Here is a 21788-nt window from a genome sequence, read left to right as displayed (position 1 = left end):
TGACCTTGCCGGTTTTCTTCTGTTTTTGTCACCGCATTGCGTTGGTAGCGAGGTTGCCGGGATAAAACGGATGAGGATTTTTTAAAACCCGACCCCGGTTTTGACAGTTTAAAAGACAGGAATCACCGTTTGTCATAATCCAAATGGAGCGATTCTTCATACCACTACCTTTCGGTGGTGATTTACCTTTAAACGCTCAAAACAATGGCAGGTCAGGGATCGGGCGGCAATGTATTGGCAGCCCTTTGTAGTTTCTTCATTCCGGGTTTAGGGCAGTTGCTGCAGGGGCGGCTGCTGATGGCGATCATCCAGTTTGTGCTGGCTGGTGTCCTCTGGTTTTTTTTACTCGGCTGGTTGATTCACCTGTGGTCGATTATCGATGCGGCCCGGTTTAATCCGGGAAGTTGACTTTCGATCGATCAAAATGTAGTTTATTTGTGGCGATTCTAGTACTTTTATCAATCGCTAATTCAATACTTTTTCTATTATGCCTATTCCTGATTACCAAAGTATAATGTTACCATTGCTAAAATATGTGGCGGATGGAAAAGAGCATAAATTCAATGATGTTGTAGAAAGACTAAGTGTTATCTTTCAGCTATCCGATGAAGAGCGGGCGGAGTTGTTGCCTAGTGGTCAGGCATTTTTATTTGGTAATAGAGCTGGATGGGCAAAAACTTATTTAAAGAAATCGGGATTATTAGACTCGCCAAAACGTGGAATTATAAAATTAACTGATCGGGGTAAAAATGTTTTAAAACAAAATCCGCCAACAATTAATATTGCATTCCTTAAACAATATCCAGAATTTTTAGAGTTCCAGTCTGCAAAAAAACAGGATAATGATGAGCAAGCAACTGAATTAATTTCGGTTGCTCAACAAACTCCTGAAGAGACTCTTGAAAGTGCTTATTTCAGTATCAGGAAGTCACTCGCACAGGATTTGTTAGATAAAGTTGTGAGCCTGCCTCCGGTTTTTTTTGAAAAACTTGTTGTCGAACTTTTGGTTAGAATGGGATATGGAGGATCAATAAAAGATGCAGGGAAAGCAATTGGTAAAAGCGGTGACGAAGGAATCGATGGAACAATAAAAGAAGATAAATTAGGTTTAGATATTATTTATATTCAGGCAAAACGCTGGAAGACTGGTAATGTTGTTGGCCGTCCGGAAATACACAAGTTTATTGGTGCATTGGCAGGGCAGGGAGCAAAAAAGGGGATTTTTATCACAACTTCTTCTTTTACAAAAGAAGCCTCTGATTATGTACCACGCAATGAAACAAAGATTGTTCTAATTAATGGCGTAGAGTTAGCTCAGTTAATGATTGATTATAACCTCGGAGTTTCAGTTCAACAAATTTATGAAATAAAAAGAATAGATAATGATTACTTTTCTGAAGAATAATCTTTAATAATCTGTATCTTCCTCACGAAACAATTCCGCCAGATTCACTACATTATTATCCACTACCGCACTGCCGAGGGCAGTTATGCGAAAACCCATCGGCGGTCCAACTGGCGGCTACTAGCTTTTAGGATGGGGTACCAATCCCGATTACGTGTTCATTGCCAAAATAAAGAAACCGTTTGTTTTTACTGCCTGCACTGGAATCAATACTACACATTATACGCCATATTTTCAAGAACTCGTTATATTTGCTCAACTATAACGAGTTCTTATGCGCCATTGGCTTACGCTGGTTTTGCTGGTTTCTACCTTCCCGGCTTCTGCCCAGCAAATCCGGGTGGCCGTTGCCGCCAATGCCCAGTTCGTAATGGAAAAATTGAAAGCCGGGTTTGAAAAGAAAACCGGCCTGCAAATCGAGCCCATCGTCAACTCGTCGGGGAAGCTAACGGCCCAGATTCAGCACGGAGCGCCATTCGACGTTTTTCTGTCGGCCGATATGGCCTACCCTGAAGCGATATTTCAGGCGGGGCTGGCGCAGCGTAAACCCCGGATTTATGCCTACGGTTTACTGGTGCTTTGGACCCGTGCCGACATCGACCCTGCCCGGGGATTGACCGTCTTGACCGATCAGCGGATAGCGAAGATTGCGGTTGCCAATCCCAAAACCGCCCCGTACGGTGCTGTGGCGGTGGATGTGCTGACGAGCCAAAACCTGCTGACTCACCTGCAATCCAAAATTGTGTATGGCGAAAGTATTTCACAAATCAATCAATACCTGGTTTCGGGCGCGGTCGATGCGGCTTTTACGGCCAAATCGGTTGTTTTAGAACCTTCCGTACGGGAGAAAGGCCGCTGGGTGGCTATAAAAGGCGCAAAGCCCATCGCCCAGGGGGTTATTTTGCTCAAGAAAGCCAGAGCGGGTTCGCAGAAATTCTATGATTATTTATTTTCGCCGGAAGGTCAGGCTATTTTCCGGCAGTATGGCTACCAGCTGCCTTCCCGCCAATGACCGATTTCGACTGGCAACCGCTGTTACTGACCTTTCGGCTGGCAACTCTAACGACCTTGCTGCTGCTGTTCGTCGGTATTCCACTCGCTGGCTGGCTGGCCTTTACCCGGTTTCGATTCAAGCCGGTTGTTGAAGCCATCATCAGTTTACCACTGGTATTGCCGCCGTCCGTATTGGGGTTTTATTTTCTATTGGCGTTTAGCCCGACCGGTTTTCTGGGAAAAAAACTACTTTCCTGGTTCGATCTGCGGTTATTATTCACGTTCGAAGGTCTGGTAATTGCTTCCATTTTTTACAGTTTGCCCTTTATGGTCCATTCCGTTCAGGCCGGTTTGGAAAACCTGCCCGCATCGTTGCGGGAAGCATCGTATACGTTGGGGAAATCGCACCGGGAAACTTTTTTCCGGGTCTTGCTGCCCAATATAAAACCGTCGTTGTTAACGGGTGTGGTGCTTTCATTTGCGCATACGATCGGAGAATTCGGGCTGGTGTTGATGATTGGCGGCAACCTCCCCGGTCAAACCCGCGTGGCTTCCGTGGCTATTTATGATGAAGTCGAATTGTTGAATTACGGAGCCGCCAACGCTTATGCGCTGTTGTTACTGGTCGTCTCCTTCGCCATTTTGCTGTCTGTTTATGCCATCAATAAAAGGTGGGTGATCTTTTGATACCATGCTCCATCTGCAAGCCCGAATGAACCTGTTGTTTGCCAGCGGTCCGGCCCCGCTCGAGGTAGCGGTTAGCCTGAAAATTGGCAGCCTGACCGGCCTCTGTGGTCCTTCCGGGTCGGGGAAGACCACACTTCTCCGAATTTTGGCAGGCTTGACAATGCCGGAGAAAGGAATTGTGCGGGTTGGCGAACGAACCTGGCTCGATACGGAACACCGGATCAATCTGGCAACACAGCAGCGAAAAGTCGGAATGGTTTTTCAGGATGCTGCACTTTTTCCCAATATGAGTGTCCGACAAAACGTGGAATTCGCGGCCGAAAACCGCCGGGATCCCATCGTGGATGAACTGCTGGAACGGGTTGGATTGACGAATTTAGCCGATCGAAAACCCGCCACTCTTTCGGGTGGACAACGTCAGCGGGTTGCTTTAATCCGGGCGCTGGCGCGTCGCCCGCAGGTGTTATTACTGGATGAACCTTTTTCGGCGCTGGACCGTGAAACGCGTGATCAACTGTTGATCGAACTCCTGCGTTTGCATCGACAGTTTGGCACAACCACGGTTCTGGTGAGTCACCATCAGGAGGAGATTCAACGGGTCGCCGATCAGTTCATTGAATTGAAGGAGGGAAAGGCGTCTTTCAGGGAAAAGAAATCGGAGCCTGATTCTGCATCACGCCAGCAAGTAAGCGGTTTGATAACCGGAATTGATGTAAAAGCCAATCGGGTACAGGTGCAAATTTGGCTAAACGATGCGACTATAACCGTAAATAGGCCGCATAAGGCGCTAAAATGGCAGGTTGGCGACACCATCACTCTGGATGTCGAGCCAGCCACCACCGCCGAAAACCCAACCGGTGACTAGTCTGTAAAAAGAAAAATCCCCGAATTTTCGAGGATTTTTACTACCATTTTTCTCTGTCCTACCTACCTTACCCGGTTAGGAGTAAGGCTCAAAAAAGATCAGTATAACCATTTCATACCACTGGGTCGGTAAAACCGGAAACAGTAAAATGAAACATCTATACCGGACTTTCCGGTTGATCACTTATTTGCAAGCGAAATCTTACTTATCTTGTATATTTTAAAACACTGTCAGTTTTGAGGATTTTGAATTCCCTCAACGTGTGTACTGTATCACACGTTTGACCGTACTTCGTATGTGTATGGATTCTCGGATTTGAAACACTAGAAACCGTAGTGTCAGTACTGTCTCGGTAAGAGCAGTATAGCAGGGAGAATGATTATGTTCATACACGTTAAGTATCAAATCAACGCCTAAAATTAATAAGTCTGTCTGATAAATGCAAGTCAAATCTACTTTAAAATGAGTATAAATGACTTTTTTTTAGAATTTCAAGATGATCATTTATTTGATTTACAACTAAAATATTGATTTAATTGGGTTATTAAAAGTCTGATTATTCACTTTTGTGGTTAGTTTCGAACCTGCTATGACTGTACAAACGATCGATACCGGTTTTTTTAAATTAGATGGCGGGGCCATGTTTGGTGTGGTACCAAAGACGCTCTGGAGTAAACAAAATCCGGCCGATGAGCGCAACCTCTGCACCTGGGCCATGCGCTGCCTGCTGGTGGAGGAAGGAAACCAACTGCTCCTGGTCGACACGGGCTTGGGAGACAAACAGGATGCCCGGTTTTTTAGCCATTATGAGCCGCACGGGGATGCGTCACTGGTGACATCCATCCAGCAGGCGGGGTATTCTGAAAACGATATCACGGATGTGTTGCTGACGCACCTGCATTTCGACCATGTGGGCGGGGCCGTTTGCCGGGCATCGGAGCGTTTCGTGCCCACTTTTGCGTCGGCAACCTACTGGAGCCACAGTGAACACTGGCAGTGGGCAACCAACCCGAATCCCCGCGAAAAAGCTTCTTTTTTGAAAGAGAACATCGAACCGCTTCAGCAGAGTGGCCAATTGCAGTTTTTAGACAAAACCGATTTCCCGTTTCCCGGCATCGAGCTGTTGCAGGTCGATGGACATACCGAAAAAATGACGCTGCCGATCTTGCGGGTGGGTGATCGGACGGTGGCTTATGTGGCGGATTTGATTCCGTCGTCGGCCCACATTCCTTTACCCTGGATCATGAGCTATGATGTTCGCCCGCTGCTCACCATGGAAGAAAAAACCAGGGTGTTGCAACAGGCCGCCGTTGAAAACTGGATTCTGGTCTTTGAACACGATCCGGTTGTGGAAGCCGCTACGGTTGAAATGACAGAAAAAGGCATCCGGATTCGTGATAAAGGGCCGCTGGCTGCGTTACTATAAGAGAAAAGAAGACGTGAGTTTATAGCGACCTGAACGATGAAAATTGGTTTGGTACTTTCCGGGGGAGGAGCGCGCGGAATTGCGCACCTGGGTGTGTTGAAGGGCTTATTGGAACAAGGATTTTTATTCGACCAGATTGCGGGTACGAGTGCCGGAGCCATTGCCGGGGCCTTGTTTGCCAACGGTTACACGCCCGACGAAATCCTGAAAATCATTGAAACAACGCCATTTTACCGGCATGTTCGGCCCGCTTTCACCCGGATGGGGTTGCTGCGGCTCGACAAGGCGGAAGCGTTATACCGTCAATATCTGCCGCACGACCGCTTCGAAGCCCTGCAAATTCCGATGCACGTGGTGGCAACGGACTTGTCGGCGGGCGAACTGACCGTATTCGATACCGGCGAACTCGTCCGGCCCATTCTGGCCTCCTGCTCATTACCGGGTATTTTTGAACCCTACTGGATCAACAAACGGCAATACGTCGACGGGGCGGTTTTGAACAACATGCCGGTTGAAGTGATTCAGGACAAAGTGGATTTTATCGTGGGCGTCCATTGCAATCCGTTTACGACGCAAAAACCGATAACTTCCATCAAGGGCGTGCTGGAACGCAGCCTGATTCTGGCCGTTCGCAGCAAAACCCGGGAGCGACTGGCGCAATGCAACCTGCTCATCGAACCGCCCGAACTCAGCCGTTTCGACGTCTTTGACTGGCGACGCGCCCGGGACCTCTTCCGGATAGGCTATCAGTATACGCAGACCATCAAACCCCAACTGATCAAGACTTTGGAATCCGCCCTGTAAAGGGAGAGTCGCTGGTTTCGTTTCAAATACGATCTTATTCAGTTCAGATACCAATTCCCTCAGTTGGGCCAATAAAGCGTGGGATGAAGCGCCGGGAAGACTTAGTTTTCGCTGTAAAACGATCTTCGACTACTTCATCCCACGCTGTATGCCGGTATTTTTAACCCTCGGACTTCTGCTGATCTGTCTGGGAACGCCCCCGTTTCCCTGGACTTCGGCCACCGTTCAGGCCGATTATGAAGCCCTGGTAGCGGCTGAACTAGGTTTTGCCCAAATGGCTCTCGACCGGGGAATTCGTGATGCTTTCGTCGAAAACCTGGATGAGCAATCGGTGATTTTTATAAAAAACCGCTTCCTGCCCGGCAAGTCTACGTACCAACGACTGCCACCCAGTTCCGGCCGGTTAACCTGGCGACCCAATTACGCCGAGATTTCGGCATCGGGAACGATGGGCTTTACAACCGGCCCTTTCGAATTTCGTCCCCGAACGATGGATGAAGACCCCGTATCGTACGGTCAGTTCACCAGCGTCTGGCACAAAACGGCAGCGGGCGACTGGAAGGCGTTGATCGATTTTGGGTGTACGCATGCGAAGCCCGATCAGCCGGTGGCCGCGCTGCAAATGCCGGGTCAGTTTGGTGTCAAAACGAACACGGTTCTGGATACGACGAAAACCGGGCGGGAGTTGCGGCAGGCCGAAACGGAGTTCATCCGGTTGGCCCATTCGCAAAGTTTGCGCGGGGCCTATCAAGCGGTATTACCGGCCAGTGACTCAGTTCGGCTGCTGCGGGAAGGGAATCCGGTTTATACCGGAACCGTCGCCAGGGAAAAGGCTGCTTCTTCCAATCAGAAAATCGATTTTCAACTGGTGCAGGTGATGACAGCCTCTTCGGGCGATTTCGGCTTTACCTATGGCTATGCGACCATTGGCCAGATCCGAAACGGCTATTTGCGCATCTGGCGTAAGCGGCAGGGTGCCTGGCAGTTGGCGCACGAAGTCCTTGGCGTTCAGCTTATGTAACCTTTCCCGCAATCACCCGATATGAATAAAATTTTACGGATCCTGACGATTCTGCTTGTCCCCGGCTTTCTATCCGCCCAGCCTCCAAATTTGGGAGGGGTGTCGGGCCTGGTACGCGACTCCCTCGGAAAACCGGTTGAAAAGATGACTCTGTTGTTGCTCAAAGCCTCGGACTCGACCCTGGTGAAAGGAGCCGTGAGCAATAGCCAGGGCGCCTACGAATTTGAGGTTATTCCATCCGGAAACTACCGGGTAGTCACCTCGGGCGTGGGTTTCCGGAAAACCTACTCGGAAGTATTTGCAATTGGAGAAGGGCAGTGGAGCTACCAACTGCCGGGTTTGGTGGTACGGCAGGAAGGCCGGCAACTGGCCGATGTGACCGTGAAAGCGCAGAAGCCATTTATCGAACAGCAACTTGATAAAACGGTTTTGAACGTCGAAAACAGCCTGGTGGCTAGTGGCGGTACGGCGCTCGAAGTGTTGGAAAAAGCGCCCGGAGTGGTGGTGGATGCCCAGTCGGAGCGCATTAGTTTGAAAGGACGCGATAATGTGCTGGTGATGATCGACGGTAAGCCGACGTATTTGTCAACGGGACAAGTGATGGATCTGCTGCGGAATACACCCAGCAATACCGTCGAAACCATCGAACTCATCACCAACCCACCGGCCCGTTACGATGCCGCCGGAACCGCGGGGTTGATCAACATCCGCCTGAAACGCAACAAGTCGAGCCAGCCGCTCAACGGCAATCTGACCGCCGGGCTTGGTCAGGGCCGGTTTCTGAAATACAACACGGCGTTGACCCTAAACGCCCGGACGGGCCGGTGGAGCTGGTTTGGCAACTACACCTACGACCACCGAAACTATTGGTCGGTGGCCACTATCGACCGGCGACTGACACCGGATGGAAAGCCGCTATTGATTCGGCAGGAGACTTATCGACCGATTCAGAACGCGAGCCATACGTTCCGGCTCGGTGCCGACTTTGCACCCAACCGGCATTCTACCGTCGGTTTCCTGCTGAACGGAATGAAGGTGGGCAACCGATCGCAGGGCGGAACCGGCAGCGATCTCTACCAGTCCGGAACGCTGACTTCTTCTGAAAGAACGGAGAATGACAACAAACGGACTGTTGACCGGCTGGCGGCCAACCTGAATTTCCGGCATCGGTTCGACACCACGAGCCGGGGTGGCCAGGGGCGCGAATTGCTGCTGGATATGGATTATTCCGATGCGGCATTCCGGCCGACCGAGCTTTTTTCGACCCGCTACCGGAATGCGCAGGGAACGGAAACCGGCCCCCGGGATTTTCAGCGGCTCAATACCGTATCGAAAGCCCTGATCCGGGCCGCCAAAGCCGATTATACGCATCCGTTCGACCGGCGAACCACGCTGGAAATGGGCTGGAAAAGCAGTTATGTAACGCTTAAGAACGATTTGCGGTTTGAAACCAAACGCGCGGAAGAAGAACAAACGGTTCCCTGGCAACTCGATACGAACCGGACCAACCAGTTCGAATACCGGGAGATCATTCACGCGGGGTATCTGACGGGTCGGCGGAATTGGACCCGCTGGACCCTTCAACTCGGCCTGCGTCTGGAACAAACCCGCACCGAAGCGCAGTCGGTGACGGCCCGCCAGACCGTTGAGCGATCCTACCTGAATCTGTTTCCGACGGTGTCGCTGACCCGGTCGGTGGGCGAAAAACACCAGTTCCAGTATTCGTTCAGCCGCCGGATCGACCGGCCCGATTACCAGTACCTCAACCCCTTTATCCGGATTTTCAGTCCATATGCCTATCAGCAGGGCAATCCGTACCTCAAACCGCAGTATGCTGACGCTTTCCAACTCGGCTACAGTTACCAGGATGAAACGACAGTTACGTTCAACTATACGAAAACCCGGGATGTGATTGTCGACATCAACGAGCAGAACGACACGACCGGTGCGACCCGGATTACGTTTACCAACCTGGCCAGACAAACGAACCTGGGACTCAGTCTGAGTACGCCCCTTCGGTTGACGCGCTGGTGGTCGTCGCGCCATACCGCCAGCGTGTCGTACAATCAATACCGCGCCGAATTGGGCGGGAGTCCGCTGAATTACACCTGGTGGTCGACCAACCTGACCAGCAATCATGCGTTTGTTTTTGCCCACGGCATCACCGCCGAACTGGCAGCCTCCTATAATTCGCCGTACGTCTACAGCCAGAACAAAATGCGGGCGTTTGGTCAGATCAGCGTCGGATTTCAGAAAACGCTCTGGCAGAAAAAAGCCACCTTGCGCTTCAACTGGAGTGACCTGTTTCAGACGCAGCGATTCCGGGGTACGGTTCAGTTTCAGCAGATGGATTTCCGCTTTGCCACCTACGGCGAAACCCGGGTTGCCCGCCTGACGTTTACGTATCATTTTGGAAACCGGGAACTGAAAGGGGCGGGGAATCGGCGGACGGTTTCCGAAGAGGAACAACGCCGGATGAACTAGACCGCTGACGTCGATAAAACCGTAAAAAGTGCAATTTACATAGTCATTCAACCGGTTTAGGTAAAAAAGATCGGTTCCACCTGTTCATTCGTCTACCTTCATTCATCGTTTTGCCCTTTATCCAGTATGGCGCGCTTCATCAACAAACTTTTAAAACAAGCGAATATTCCGATAACCAGCCGCCAGTTCTGGCGCTATGCGGCTATTTTCTGGGCAACGCTGGCGGTGGTTTCCTACATTCAGAATACGCTCATGTGGCTGCTCAACAGCACGCAGAAGATGTATCTCTCGGAATCGTTGCAGTGGCTGATTACGTACCTGATGTGGTTTGGATTTTCACCATTCATCATTTACGCGACGCAAACGTTTCATTTTCCACTGTCGGAGCGGGGTGGCCGATGGGGGAGGGCTCTCCTCGGCCATACGCTGGTTTCGTCGGTATTTGGCCTCCTGGTGGCGGCAGTTTCCTACGTCTGCGTCAGACCGCTACACGCGCTGGAAACCGGGCACTGGATGGCGCCGGCGACGATTCTGCTCTGGTTTCTGTATGCCTATTCACTGACGGTTATTACTTACCTGCTGGTTGTGATTGCGTATTGCGTTCTGGTGCATGTGTATCAGTATCAGATCCTTAAAGAACAAAATCTGACGTATGAACTGAACAACGAACAGTTGAAAACGCAGTTGGCCGGTGCCCAGCTCCAGGCGCTGAAGATGCAGTTAAACCCGCATTTTCTGTTCAATACGCACCACGCCATTGTGAGTCTGATGCTGCAAAATGACACCCGGAAAGCCATCGACATGGTGACCACGCTGAGTGATCTGTTGCGGGGGGTGCTGGCACATCAGGATTCCAACTTCCTGACCTTGCGGCAGGAGTTAAACCTGACGCAGCAGTATCTGGCCATTCAGCAGATTCGTTTTCAGGACCGGCTCCGGATTGAGTACGATATTGACCCCGACACCGAGATTTGCCCGGTTCCGCAATTGCTGCTCCAGCCGCTGGTCGAAAATGCGGTTACGCACGGGATTTCCGGGCTGACCACCGACGCCCTGATTCGCATCAGCACTCGCCGTCGATCCGGCGAAATTCGGATCTGCGTTTTTGATAATGGCCTGGGACACCGCCGGAAAGGCCGCTCCGAGGGCGGTATCGGGCTGAATAATACCCGTTTGCGGCTCCGTCAGGCGTATGGCGATGCGGCTCATTTCGACATTGAACAACCCGAAGGCGGCAGCACGATTGTGACCCTGGTTTTTCCCTGCCAGCCCAGCCTGTCAACCACGAATGTCAACCCTGAAAACCGATCGCTCGTGCACCACTGACGATGGGGTTTACCACTCAAATCCCTCGTGCCAATGCGCATTCCAACGTTAAAAAACACGGGCCTAAGCCGGAATTTCCCGTCAGACCCGTGTTTTCAAAAGCCCAAAACCAACGGCCTAAGGCTCTCTGTATTCAATGAACATGCAGTTGTTGCAGGACCAGTGCGGAATTTCACCATAAAAATCCATTGTGGCCGATCCATCGGCGGTATAGGTGCCGTCTACGCGGTTTCGGACCTGTAATTTCGCGCCGGTTGGTTTATATACCGCCGTGATTTTATACCGGCCAATCGGCACATCCGGAATCCGGTTGTAATCAGTATCATACTGATAGACAACGGGCTTTCCGGTCGATCCGTCGATGAGCGGGCCCACCGGTGTGAAGGTGAACGCAATATTTTCAGCATCATAGGGACCTTTTCCGATCTCGTTGGTGACGTCCACCGACCCGCCGTAAAAAGCACCCGGATTGTCGGGTTTTTCGCCCGAAAGTTTCCACTGAAAATTACGCACGGCACCGTCGTTGCCGGAGAAGGCATCGATGTTGTCGGGTTCCAGGTCGAGCTTATAACTCTTGCCGTTGTATGTTCGTCGGATTTGGGCCGATGCCTGCCAGCTGCCGTTGGGCGTTTGCATCCGGTAATTTCCGTTGGCATCGCTGGTTGCCAGGATGTTGTCATTGTAAAACATCGTGTTGTCGGCAAAAATGGTTGCACCCGGCAATGGTTTTCCCTGAGCGTCGGTGACGCGGCCCGACAGATAACCGGCTGTGGGTTTGGCGGGATCAGGGTCGCCCCCTGATTTTGAGCAACCTCCGCCGAGCACTAATCCCGCGAATGCGAAAGCCAGTAAAGTGTTGTTTTTTGTTTTTTTGAATAGGGTGTTCATCGTTGTTGGTAGTGGTTATTTAAAAAGGAAAAAATGAAAGCCGTCCGCGCCCTGTTTTGGTTGATTCATTTTGGCACCGTGTTCCGAACGAATGCGCCTAACCAGAGCGTGCGTCGAATGGATTTGACGGCGAACTTACGCTGCGCAGCCACCGGCCGAAACGGGGTTTATGCCAACCGCTTCTGAAGTTATTTGAAAGGAAGGTCCTGCGGTTTGAATGAGGCAACGTAAACCGTTGAAGTCACCAGGCCAGGGGTTCGTTGAAGCGGCCCGTGAGATGTCCGGCCAGAAAGGGGGTGATGGCGAGGTAGGCCGTCGCCGACACTGACGACCCATCGAATGGGGTTTGGATAAGGGAATTATTTTATTGGAATTTTTAAATAAACCGCCAACAGAACCTAAGGAGCATACATACCTAATCCGTTCGGCATCAGGTAGTAACCTGCCTAAAGAGACGGTGGTAGGTAGGCAACAAAATGAATATAAATACGTAATTAATGCCTTGTTTCTGAAAAGGTTACGGGACAAATCACCGGTTTTTTTACGAGACGGTTTTTTTAGAAATGTCTGACAATCAGGAAGCGAGCGTACATATTTTTAACCCTGAATTCACATAATCACCCGTTTTGCATTAAATTGCGATTAGATTATTACCCTTAAATGGGTGATTTTGTCTATTTTTTCTTTTTTCAACAAACCAAACCTATTTGTATGAGAAGATCATTACTGCTTAGCTGTCTGCTAACCCTACTCGTATGGGCTTCGGCTAAAGCGCAGGATCGGCAGGTAACCGGAAAAGTTACCTCAGCTGACGACGGATCGGCTTTGCCGGGTGTTTCCATTCAGTTGAAGGGAACGAGCCGGGGAACGCAAACGGATGCCGGTGGCAATTATACGCTGAGCGTCCCCAATTCGGGAGGAACGCTGGTTTTTAGTTTTATTGGAACCACAACGCAGGAGACTGAAATTGGCAACCGCAGTACCATCGACGTTAAACTGGTCAATGATACGCGTGCCCTGAACGAAGTGGTGGTGGTGGGATACGGCACGCAGCAGCGTCGGGATCTGACCGGATCGCAACTGACGGTGCGGGGTGACGAAATTGCCAAACTGCCGGTTCAGACGTTCGAAACCGCCCTGCAAGGCCGCACACCGGGCGTTCAGATTACGCAGGGAAGTGGCAAATTGGGTTCTGCCCTGCAAATCCGCGTTCGCGGAGCGGCTTCTATCTCGGCCGGGAACGAACCGTTGTATGTGCTGGACGGTATTCCGATTACCTCGCAGGATGTCAATACGACCGATACCGAACTGTTCAGTCCGCTGGCCGACATCGATCCCAACGACATCGAATCCATCGAAATTCTGAAAGATGCATCGGCATCGGCAATCTACGGATCACGGGCCAGCAACGGGGTAGTGCTGATCACGACCAAACGGGGCAAAGCCGGTCGGACCAATATTCAGCTTGGGTATTACACGGGCATCACCAACGCCACCCGCAAGCGGGAATTTCTGAACGGAGCCGAATACAAGGAACTGTTCTCGGAATCACTCACCAACGCCGGTATTGATCCCAACGATCCGAGCGACGGTTTTCCGGGCTACGGTATCGATCAAAACTCCGGACTCAACAGCGACTGGGCGGGTGCGGCTTTCCGTCAGGGATCGGTCAATCAGGCTAACTTTGGGATCAATGGTGGAAACGAAAAAACCCGTTTCAGTTTGAGCGGTTCCACCAACAAACAGATCGGTTTTATCGTCGGCAATACGTTTCGGCGGAACAACATGCGGTTGAATCTCGACCATACCGTAAGCAAAAAGTTGAGTGTTGGAGCCAGCATTGCTTTCTCGACCATCAATAACAAGAAAGTAGCGGGCGATAATGCCTTCTCAAACCCGATTCAGCTGAACGCACTGCCGCCCCTTCAGGCCATTTATAATCCCAATGACCCGACCGGCTACAACCGCCAGACGCTGTATTACAACAACCTGGTCGAACTGACTAACGCATCCAATTACGCCCGCACGTTCCGTACGTTCGGGAATCTGTTTGGTCAGTACCAGATTGTGCCCGGCTTGTCATTCCGGAGCGAATACGGTTTCGACATCCTGAATTTGCAGGAAGAAATTTACCAGGGACGGGTTACGGAAGACGGCGCTCCGACCGGTTACGGCTATCAGGCCATGACGCGCGTCAACAACTGGACGACGAATAACACGTTGCAATACCAGAAAAATATCGGGACAGACCATTCCATTGATGTGCTGGCCGGGATGACGTATCAGGAACAAAACGTGCAGACCGTGTCGGCGACGGCCCGGAATTTTCCGAACGACAAATTTCAGGAACTAGCCAGTGCCAGCCAGAAAACCGATGCCAGTTCGACCGAAACCGGTTTTAGCATACTTTCCTACCTGGCCCGGGCGAATTACAAGTTTAAAGACCGGTATCTGGTGGGTCTGACGGGTCGGATCGACGGGTCGTCACGTTTTGGAGCCGACAACCGCTATGGTTTCTTCCCGTCCGTTTCCGTTGGCTGGATTCTGAACGATGAGCCTTTTATCAAAGAAGCCCTTCCGGTTCTGAGCCTTTTAAAACTGCGGGCCAGTTATGGCGTAACCGGAAACTCGGAAATCGGCAACTTCGATTCGCGCGGTCTGTACGGAACGATCAACTACGCCGATCAGGTCGGTATTCGTCCTTCGCAGGTGGCCAATGCCGCTTTGCGCTGGGAGCGTTCAACGCAGTTCGATCTAGGTCTGGAGTTCGGTTTCCGCAACAACCGGGTGAACGGACAACTTGATTTCTACAACAAGGATACCGACGATCTGTTGCTGAATGTGCCGCAACCGGCTATCAACGGGTTTTCGACCATTGCCCGCAACATCGGTAGTTTGCGCAACCGGGGTGTTGAATTCAGCATTACGTCCCAAAATCTGGTAGGCGCGTTCCGCTGGTCGACCAACTTCAACATCTCGTTCAACCGCAACAAGGTAACGAAACTGAACGTGTCGCCGATCCGGGCCAATTCCCGCTTCCTGAGCTACGTTACGGAAGGAAAACCGCTGGGGATTTTCTACGGCAAAAAATACGTTGGTGTCGATCCGGCCAATGGCGATGCCCTGTATGAAGGACCGGATGGCAAACCGACCAGCGACTATGCTTCGGCACCGGAGCTGTTTGTTGGGAATCCAAACCCGGATTTTACGGGCGGTTTCAATAATAATTTTTCCTACAAAGGATTCGATCTGAGCGTGCTGTTGCAGTTTGTGTACGGAAACGACCTCTTCAACGTGGCGGGTATTTACCAGTCGGTGAATGCTGATTATTTCGATAACCAGACCAAGGATCAGTTGAAACGCTGGCAAAAACCGGGTGATGTGACGGATGTGCCACGGGCTGAATTTGGCGCTGCAAACGGAACCAGCATTTCGTCCCGCTGGGTCCAGGACGGTTCATTCCTGCGGGTAAAAACCGCCACGCTCGGGTATAACCTGCCAAGTGCGTTTCTGAAGAAAGCCTTCATCCAGACGGCTCGCGTCTACGTTTCGGGCTTGAACCTGTTCACGTTTACGAAATACACCGGCTATGATCCGGAGGTAAACACGCAATACGTCAACTCGACCAACCAGACGGCCAACATCGCGTTAGGGCATGATTTCTATACGCCACCGCAGGCAAAAACGTTTACGTTTGGCGTGAATCTCGGATTTTAATCAACACTTGAAGATGAAAAAAACAATCATATCCTTCAGTCTGGCGCTGGCGATTGGCCTCACGGCCTGCGACAGTAAGCTGGACCTTGAACCCCGTCAGTCGGTCGATGCCGCTACGGCTTTGTCATCGGCCCAGGACATTGAAAGTGCCCTGATCGGTGCCTATGGAATTTTTAGCGGTACGGGTGGTGGACTGGCCGACGGCGAACTGTACGGAACCAACCTGCTGCTGTTGCCGGACCTGCTGGCTCCCGACAATTACGTGGCCTGGAGAGGCACGTTTGCGAGCTACCGGGAGGTGGTCAACCGGCAGATGCTGGCCACCAACGCCGAAGCACAACGGACCTGGATTACGGCCTATCAGGTGATCAATGTCGCCAATAACATTCTGGGCGCACTCGACAAAGTGCAGAATGCCGACCAAAAGGCGGCCATTGAGGGCGAAGCCCGTTTCCTGCGCGGAATCATGTATTTCGAACTGGTTCGTTTGTATGCACTGCCCTGGGGCGCAACGGCCGCCAATGACCAGGCGGGTGTTCCGCTGATCTTGCGGGCAACGCTGACGCAGGAGCAGGCGGCCGAAACCAAGGCTCGTAATACGGTTGCCCAGGTGTATACGCAGGTCATCGACGACCTGACCAAAGCATCGACGCTGATGCCGGAAGAAAACGATTTACGGGCTACTAAATTCTCGGCGCTGGCTTTTCTGTCGCGGGTTTATCTGCAACAATCGGATTATGCCAAAGCCCTGGCTGCGGCCAATCAGGTAATTGCCTCGGGTAATTACCAGTTGAACCCGACCGTGACCTCGGTGTTCAGAAACCGGAATACCGCAGAAAGTATTTTTGAGATTCAGGAAAACACCCAAAATAACCCGGGTACCAGCAACGACGGTTTAACGACCTTGTATGCCAGTATTCCGGCGGGAGGATCGGCCGTGGGCCGGGGTGATATTCAGATCCTGAACACCTTCGTAGAATCCTACGATCCGAAAGATACGCGTCGGACGGATTTGTTTTACATCGGGGTCAAAGGGGCCGGAACGCGGTATTATACGGGTAAATGGGCCGATTTTTACGCCAACATTCCGGTGATCCGATTTTCGGAAATGCTGCTGACCCGCGCGGAATGCAACCTGCGGCTTTCGTCGGCCACCGGAGCAAAACCGGCCGATGACCTGAACGCCGTTCGCACACGGGCGGGCGTGGCGCCGATTGCTGCGCTAACGCTGGTCGATGTTTTGAAAGAACGCCAGCAGGAGCTGGCCTTCGAAGGGGTTCGGCTTCACGATATCAAGCGCACGAAAGGCAAAACGGGAGACCTCAACTGGAACGATCCGAAACTGGTGTTGCCCATTCCAAAACGGGAAATTGACGCCAACAGCCTGCTGGTTCAAAATCAGGGGTATTAAAAAAGAACGTTACCTGTCGACCGATGAAGGAAACGGCAAAAGGATTCATCAAGGGTTGCCACTTGTACGTTTAACAGGTATCATTTGAGATTTGCCATTTCAGGAATACACCAACTAAAAACGCCGGGCCGATGGGTTCGGCGTTTTTAATTGGCAGAACCACAACACTCCGTTGGAAAATTGCGTCCTTGTATATGTTACATTATTTTTTATTTGGTATACATTGATTAACAATACTTGAACGTTTATTATTTTGAAAATTAAGTATATTGGACTTTTTATAAGAGGAAGAAGATCGGATTCCTGCCGGGAAGTTCAGTTTAACATCAAGTAGCCGTACATGAGAAAACGTTTTACTTTATTAAGTTGTTGGTTGATACTCATACTTCTGTCAGGCAGTCTGGCATTTGGGCAAACCCGCCGGGTAACGGGCCGGGTAACCGCAACCCAGGACGGATCGACGCTGCCCGGTGTCAACGTCGTTGTGAAAGGAACCACCATTGGCGTCAGCACTGACTCGGATGGAAATTACAGCATCAACGTTCCTGATGACAAAAACATCCTGACATTTTCGTCCATCGCGCTTATTTCTCAGGATATACCGGTCAATAAACGGTCGGTTATCAACGTCAAGATGGCCGAAGCCGTGAATGAACTGGCCCAGGTGGTGGTAACGGGGTATAATTCAGTCCAAAAGAAAGACATCACCGGGTCGATGGTTTCCGTGACCTCCGATAAATTCAAAGAACTTCCGGTAACTAGTTTCGATCAGGCTCTGCAGGGGCAGGCTGCGGGCGTTCTGGTGACGCAGTCGTCCGGGACACCGGGTGGGGGAATCTCGGTACGGGTTCGTGGGAGTACCTCCATTTCGGCCAGCAACCGTCCGCTCTTTATTGTCGATGGGGTGCCGGTGGAAGACGGTGGCCTTTCGTCCGTTGGAACCGGGGGGCAAAATGACAACGCTTTTGCTTTGTTGAATCCAAATGATATTGAGTCGATTCAGATTTTGAAAGACGCTTCGGCCAAAGCGATTTACGGCTCGCGGGCCGCCAATGGTGTGGTTCTTATTACGACTAAACGTGGAAAGAACAATGAGAAAACGACCATTACTGCGGAAGTGCAGCGGGGCATGACCGAAATCATTCGCAAACCAAGGTTATTGAATTCGACGGAATTGCTGGACCTGCAACGTGAAGCGTTGGTAAATGCGGGCCAGGATCCGGATAAATTCGGTTTGATCAAAGGGGTGACGGATGCCATTAATACCGATTGGGTCGACGCGGTAACCCGACGGGGGCTTTATCAACAATACCAGGTTTCGGCCACTGGAGGAAATGAACGCACCCGGTTTTATCTGAGTGGAAACTACCGCGATGAACAGGGTGTACTGATTGCCAATAGTTTTCAGCGGATGAGTGGGACGCTGAACCTGGACCACAAAGCCAATTCAAAACTGTCTTTTGGAACCAACCTTACACTGGCGAGGGCTATGAATAAACGCGTTCTGGGCGATAATTCACTCAATGGTGTTTATTCTGGTGCCGTTAATAGCCTGCCCTTCTTTTCACCCTATAATGAACTCGGCCAACTTCTCGTTCCCGGTGATCCCAATTATTCGCAACGCAACTACAACCCGGTTGGTGAAGCTTTATTTCCCCGTCAGAATGTTATCTCGGTCAAGGTGTTGGGCGGTATTTATGCCGAGTATGAATTGCTCGATAACCTGCGCTTCCGGTCCAAGGCCAGCATCGACTACAACAGCGTAATTGACGATGATTATTTTCCGACCACAACGTGGGCCGGTGGTATCAGTGAAGGTGTTGGTGGGCAGGGGCTGGGTGTGTACACCGCTTCGGTAGCCGCTACCTTTATCAATACCAATACGTTGACCTACAGTGCTTTGTTTAATGAAAAGCACCGACTGAATGTGATGCTAGGCCATGAATTGATCAACCGGACGGACCGCAGTAGTTTTGTGCAGGGCCGCTTGTTCACCAGCGATGACTTTACCTACATCAGTTCAGCGGGCGTGGTAGATCAGGGAAGTTCGAGCTTGGCCAACAGTGGGTTGCTGTCATTCTTTGGTGAAGCCCGGTATGATTTTAAAGAACGCTATCTGTTCACATTGACTTCGCGGTACGATGGCTCGTCGCGGTTCGGGCGTGAGCGCCGGTTTGGTTTCTTCCCGTCGGCGTCGGCCGCCTGGCGGATCTCCAGTGAAGAATTTATGAAAAACTTTCGCGATTTGAGCGATCTAAAACTTCGGGCTAGTTTTGGATATACGGGGAATGAACGAATCGGTAATTTTCAGTTTCTAGGTACCTGGGGAGCCACAACCTACAGCGGATCGTCTGGTTTGGGGCCTTCTTCCGTGGCCAATCCGTTGCTGCAGTGGGAACGCACGCGGGAGGCCAACGTTGGTCTGGACGCTTCCTTCTTCAACGGTCGCCTGACTTTCAGTGTCGATGCCTACAGCAACCTGACGGATAAACTACTGTTTGCCCAGCCAATTCCGCTGACCACCGGTTTTGGAGCAGTTCAGGGTAATATTGGCAAAGTATCCAACAAAGGAGCCGAGTTATCCTTTTCAACGATCAATATGGATAAAGGCTTTCGGTGGAGTACAGATCTGAACTTGTCGCATAACGTGAATAAAGTAGTTGAACTGGATACGCCCGAGCCTTTGTATCGGGGCTATGAAGCTTCCGGAGCTACCTCTACCAATATTATTCTGCCGGGTCAGCCGCTTGGAACCTTCTGGGGGTTGAAATTCCTGGGCGTAGATCCGGCAACGGGTGATGCCATATATGAAGACAAAAACCAGGATGGCCGGATTACACCCGATGATGCTCAGGTGATTGGTAACGCCCAAGCCAAGCTTTTTGGCGGGATGACCAACCGTCTTTCCTGGAAAGGGTTTGACCTGAGTGTTTTCTTTCAGTTCTCGTATGGCAATAAAGTTCTCAACCTCACCAAGACCAGCACGGTCAATACCGGCGCTTCCCTGGATTTCAACCAAAGCAAGGATGCGTTGAAACGGTGGCAAAAACCCGGTGATATTACCAGTATTCCCCGTTACGAATTCGAAAACACCTACAACAACTACCACAGCAGCCGGTTTGTGGAAGATGGTTCTTACCTGCGTTTGAAAAACGTTACTTTTGGTTATAACGTAAATAAAAAGTGGGTCAATCGCATCAAGGTTACCAGTGCGCGAGTCTATGTTTCGGCCACCAACATCTGGACGCTGACCCAATATAGCGGTTCTGATCCGGAGGTGAGTACCCTGGATGGTTCTACGTCCGCACAGGGCATTGAACTCAACACGCTGCCACAGGTAAAAACAGGCATGGTGGGGCTTTCAGTTACGTTTTGATCCATTTTTTACATTCATCGCATTCAATCATGACTCGCTTTCTGATCTATATTTTTCTGCTGTCGATCCTCAGTCTTAGCTCCTGCAAGGAAGTGCTGGAACCACCTCCACGCGATTTGCGGATCGATGATCTGGTGTTGAAAAGGGCCCAGGATGTACCGGCCGTTCGGGTTGGTCTCTACTCTTCTTTCCGTGCCATTACCCAGTATACCGTGGTTGCCGGAGATTTCATGAGCGACTACGTCCGCTACAATGGCACTTTTGGCGATTATCGTGAATTTGGTACCAAACAGATCACCACGACCAACGGCGACGTCTCGGCAATGTGGGGCTACATTTATAACACGGTTTATGTGGCTAATTTTATTCTGGAACGGCTGCCGGACCTGGCGGGGGTGCAACCTGCTGCGAAGAAGCAACTGCTGGGGGAAGCCCATTTTCTCCGTGGACTGGCCAATTTTTATGGAGCCAACACGTACGGTGACATTCCAAAAGTGACCACAACCGATCAGGTTACCAACCGGAATATTCCCCGAGCGGCCAAAGCAGATATTCTGGCGTCGGTGCTTGAAGATTTCCAGTATGCGCTCACTAATCTGACTACTGATCAAACGGAAGGAGCTGCATATGCAAACCAAAATACAGTACGGGCGGCTCTTGCCCGGTATTATCTGTATCAGAAAAACTGGGTTCAGGCCGAGCAGTTTGCAAGTCAGGTCATCGATTCGAAAGTCTATACACTGGAGCCGGATTTCAAGACGATTGTCTTTAATAACTTTCCGAAAGAGTCCATATTTGAAATGGGGTATACCCAAAACGATGCCAATAGCCCACTATTGAATAACCTGTTGGTGACCCGCCGGGAAATGATTCCCTCCGAACAATTGATTCAGGCGCTGGCCTCGGCTGAATCGAAAGACCGGTTGGCAACGATATCCTTTGACGCTACCAAGCAGCGTGGAAACGACAATGGCTGGACCGTGCGCAAGTATGGTACGGCAACAGACGGTAATTCTAATGTAGTGGTTTTCCGACTGGCTGAAATGTACCTGATCCGGGCCGAAGCCCGGGCTCAGCAGGGTAAACTGGCGGGGGCTAACGGCGCGGTGAGCGATATCAATGTGTTGCGGGCCCGGGCTAAAGCGGCTAATGTATCGGCTACCAACCAGGCCGATATCCTGGCGACCGTCGAGCGTGAGCGCCAGTATGAACTGGCTTTTGAAGGCCACCGCTGGTACGATCTGGTTCGTACCGGACGGGCGCAAGCCGTTATGTCGGCGTTTTCGCCTAACTGGAATGCGCGGTATGAGCGCTGGCCGGTTCCACAAACTGAGATCCAGCGGAACCCCGCCCTGAAAGGTGCCCAGAATCCGGGGTATTGAGAG

At 51.1% G+C, this 21788-nt stretch carries 15 protein-coding genes; 14 read left to right on the top strand and 1 reads right to left on the bottom strand.

The window, feature by feature from the left end; all coding sequences use genetic code 11:
- Window positions 1–204: 204 nt before the first annotated feature.
- The 10 genes from EHT87_RS14615 (at window position 205) to EHT87_RS14570 (ending at window position 11011) form a co-directional block, all read left to right on the top strand.
- Window positions 205–408: a hypothetical protein gene (locus EHT87_RS14615; protein WP_124907399.1), complete on the top strand. Its 204-nt coding sequence runs from the start codon at window positions 205–207 to the stop codon at window positions 406–408.
- A 79-nt stretch (window positions 409–487) separates the two neighbouring features.
- Window positions 488–1405, top strand: coding sequence for a restriction endonuclease (locus tag EHT87_RS14610; RefSeq protein WP_124907398.1), 918 nt, complete (start codon window positions 488–490; stop codon window positions 1403–1405).
- A gap of 274 nt (window positions 1406–1679) precedes the next feature.
- On the top strand, window positions 1680–2417 hold the full coding sequence (modA, locus tag EHT87_RS14605; protein ID WP_124907397.1) for a molybdate ABC transporter substrate-binding protein: 738 nt from the start codon (window positions 1680–1682) through the stop codon (window positions 2415–2417).
- Window positions 2414–3085 carry a molybdate ABC transporter permease subunit gene (modB, locus tag EHT87_RS14600; protein WP_124907396.1) on the top strand — a complete coding sequence of 224 codons (672 nt, stop codon included), beginning with the start codon at window positions 2414–2416 and terminating at the stop codon, window positions 3083–3085. Before modA ends, modB begins: the two co-directional genes overlap by 4 nt.
- A 4-nt stretch (window positions 3086–3089) precedes the next feature.
- Window positions 3090–3950: a sulfate/molybdate ABC transporter ATP-binding protein gene (locus tag EHT87_RS14595; protein ID WP_124907395.1), complete on the top strand. Its 861-nt coding sequence runs from the start codon at window positions 3090–3092 to the stop codon at window positions 3948–3950.
- Window positions 3951–4539: 589 nt separating this feature from the next.
- Window positions 4540–5376 (top strand): MBL fold metallo-hydrolase, encoded by an 837-nt coding sequence (locus EHT87_RS14590; protein ID WP_124907394.1) that lies wholly within the window; start codon window positions 4540–4542, stop codon window positions 5374–5376.
- A gap of 36 nt (window positions 5377–5412) precedes the next feature.
- Window positions 5413–6180, top strand: a complete 768-nt coding sequence (locus EHT87_RS14585; RefSeq protein WP_124907393.1) for a patatin-like phospholipase family protein — start codon at window positions 5413–5415, stop codon at window positions 6178–6180.
- A 148-nt stretch (window positions 6181–6328) separates the two neighbouring features.
- Window positions 6329–7201, top strand: a complete 873-nt coding sequence (locus tag EHT87_RS14580; protein WP_124907392.1) for a Cif family virulence factor — start codon at window positions 6329–6331, stop codon at window positions 7199–7201.
- A gap of 21 nt (window positions 7202–7222) precedes the next feature.
- Entirely contained in the window at window positions 7223–9685 is a 2463-nt protein-coding gene (locus tag EHT87_RS14575; protein ID WP_124907391.1) for a TonB-dependent receptor, read from the top strand.
- 126 nt (window positions 9686–9811) lie between these two features.
- Window positions 9812–11011 (top strand): sensor histidine kinase, encoded by a 1200-nt coding sequence (locus EHT87_RS14570; protein ID WP_124907390.1) that lies wholly within the window; start codon window positions 9812–9814, stop codon window positions 11009–11011.
- Window positions 11012–11128: 117 nt separating this feature from the next.
- Here EHT87_RS14570 and EHT87_RS14565 read toward each other — a convergent pair whose 3' ends face one another.
- The gene (locus tag EHT87_RS14565; RefSeq protein ID WP_124907389.1) at window positions 11129–11899 is read right to left on the bottom strand and encodes a carboxypeptidase-like regulatory domain-containing protein; all 771 of its coding nucleotides are present in this window, start codon (window positions 11897–11899) and stop codon (window positions 11129–11131) included.
- 711 nt (window positions 11900–12610) lie between these two features.
- On the opposite strand from EHT87_RS14565, the gene EHT87_RS14560 reads away from it, so the two are divergent.
- The 4 genes from EHT87_RS14560 to EHT87_RS14545 all read left to right on the top strand — a co-directional run bounded on the left by EHT87_RS14560 (window position 12611) and on the right by EHT87_RS14545 (window position 21785).
- Complete coding sequence (locus tag EHT87_RS14560) at window positions 12611–15616, top strand: SusC/RagA family TonB-linked outer membrane protein (protein WP_124907388.1); 3006 nt, start codon at window positions 12611–12613, stop codon at window positions 15614–15616.
- A gap of 13 nt (window positions 15617–15629) precedes the next feature.
- On the top strand, window positions 15630–17027 hold the full coding sequence (locus EHT87_RS14555) for a RagB/SusD family nutrient uptake outer membrane protein (protein ID WP_124907387.1): 1398 nt from the start codon (window positions 15630–15632) through the stop codon (window positions 17025–17027).
- Between the two features lie 373 nt (window positions 17028–17400).
- Window positions 17401–20403: a SusC/RagA family TonB-linked outer membrane protein gene (locus EHT87_RS14550; RefSeq protein WP_229321101.1), complete on the top strand. Its 3003-nt coding sequence runs from the start codon at window positions 17401–17403 to the stop codon at window positions 20401–20403.
- 29 nt (window positions 20404–20432) lie between these two features.
- A complete protein-coding gene (locus EHT87_RS14545) occupies window positions 20433–21785 on the top strand; it encodes a RagB/SusD family nutrient uptake outer membrane protein (protein ID WP_124907385.1) in 1353 nt (450 codons plus the stop codon).
- Window positions 21786–21788 lie beyond the last annotated feature (3 nt).

Origin of the sequence: Larkinella knui (genome assembly GCF_003858645.1) — a bacterium.
GTDB lineage: Bacteria > Bacteroidota > Bacteroidia > Cytophagales > Spirosomataceae > Larkinella > Larkinella knui.
The sequence above is the reverse complement of the archived record's forward strand: the minus strand, read 5'-3'. Positions and strand labels throughout refer to the sequence as shown.

Excerpts from the sequence above, each read along its gene's own strand:
- EHT87_RS14575 (WP_124907391.1), top strand. The coding sequence starts at position 7,223 with ATGAATAAAATTTTACGGATCCTGACGATTCTGCTTGTCCCCGGCTTT.
- EHT87_RS14555 (WP_124907387.1), top strand. The coding sequence starts at position 15,630 with ATGAAAAAAACAATCATATCCTTCAGTCTGGCGCTGGCGATTGGCCTC.
- EHT87_RS14580 (WP_124907392.1), top strand. The coding sequence starts at position 6,329 with ATGCCGGTATTTTTAACCCTCGGACTTCTGCTGATCTGTCTGGGAACG.
- modB (WP_124907396.1), top strand. The coding sequence starts at position 2,414 with ATGACCGATTTCGACTGGCAACCGCTGTTACTGACCTTTCGGCTGGCA.
- EHT87_RS14545 (WP_124907385.1), top strand. The coding sequence starts at position 20,433 with ATGACTCGCTTTCTGATCTATATTTTTCTGCTGTCGATCCTCAGTCTT.
- EHT87_RS14595 (WP_124907395.1), top strand. The coding sequence starts at position 3,090 with ATGCTCCATCTGCAAGCCCGAATGAACCTGTTGTTTGCCAGCGGTCCG.
- EHT87_RS14615 (WP_124907399.1), top strand. The coding sequence starts at position 205 with ATGGCAGGTCAGGGATCGGGCGGCAATGTATTGGCAGCCCTTTGTAGT.
- EHT87_RS14570 (WP_124907390.1), top strand. The coding sequence starts at position 9,812 with ATGGCGCGCTTCATCAACAAACTTTTAAAACAAGCGAATATTCCGATA.
- modA (WP_124907397.1), top strand. The coding sequence starts at position 1,680 with ATGCGCCATTGGCTTACGCTGGTTTTGCTGGTTTCTACCTTCCCGGCT.
- EHT87_RS14590 (WP_124907394.1), top strand. The coding sequence starts at position 4,540 with ATGACTGTACAAACGATCGATACCGGTTTTTTTAAATTAGATGGCGGG.
- EHT87_RS14565 (WP_124907389.1), bottom strand. The coding sequence starts at position 11,899 with ATGAACACCCTATTCAAAAAAACAAAAAACAACACTTTACTGGCTTTC.
- EHT87_RS14560 (WP_124907388.1), top strand. The coding sequence starts at position 12,611 with ATGAGAAGATCATTACTGCTTAGCTGTCTGCTAACCCTACTCGTATGG.
- EHT87_RS14610 (WP_124907398.1), top strand. The coding sequence starts at position 488 with ATGCCTATTCCTGATTACCAAAGTATAATGTTACCATTGCTAAAATAT.
- EHT87_RS14585 (WP_124907393.1), top strand. The coding sequence starts at position 5,413 with ATGAAAATTGGTTTGGTACTTTCCGGGGGAGGAGCGCGCGGAATTGCG.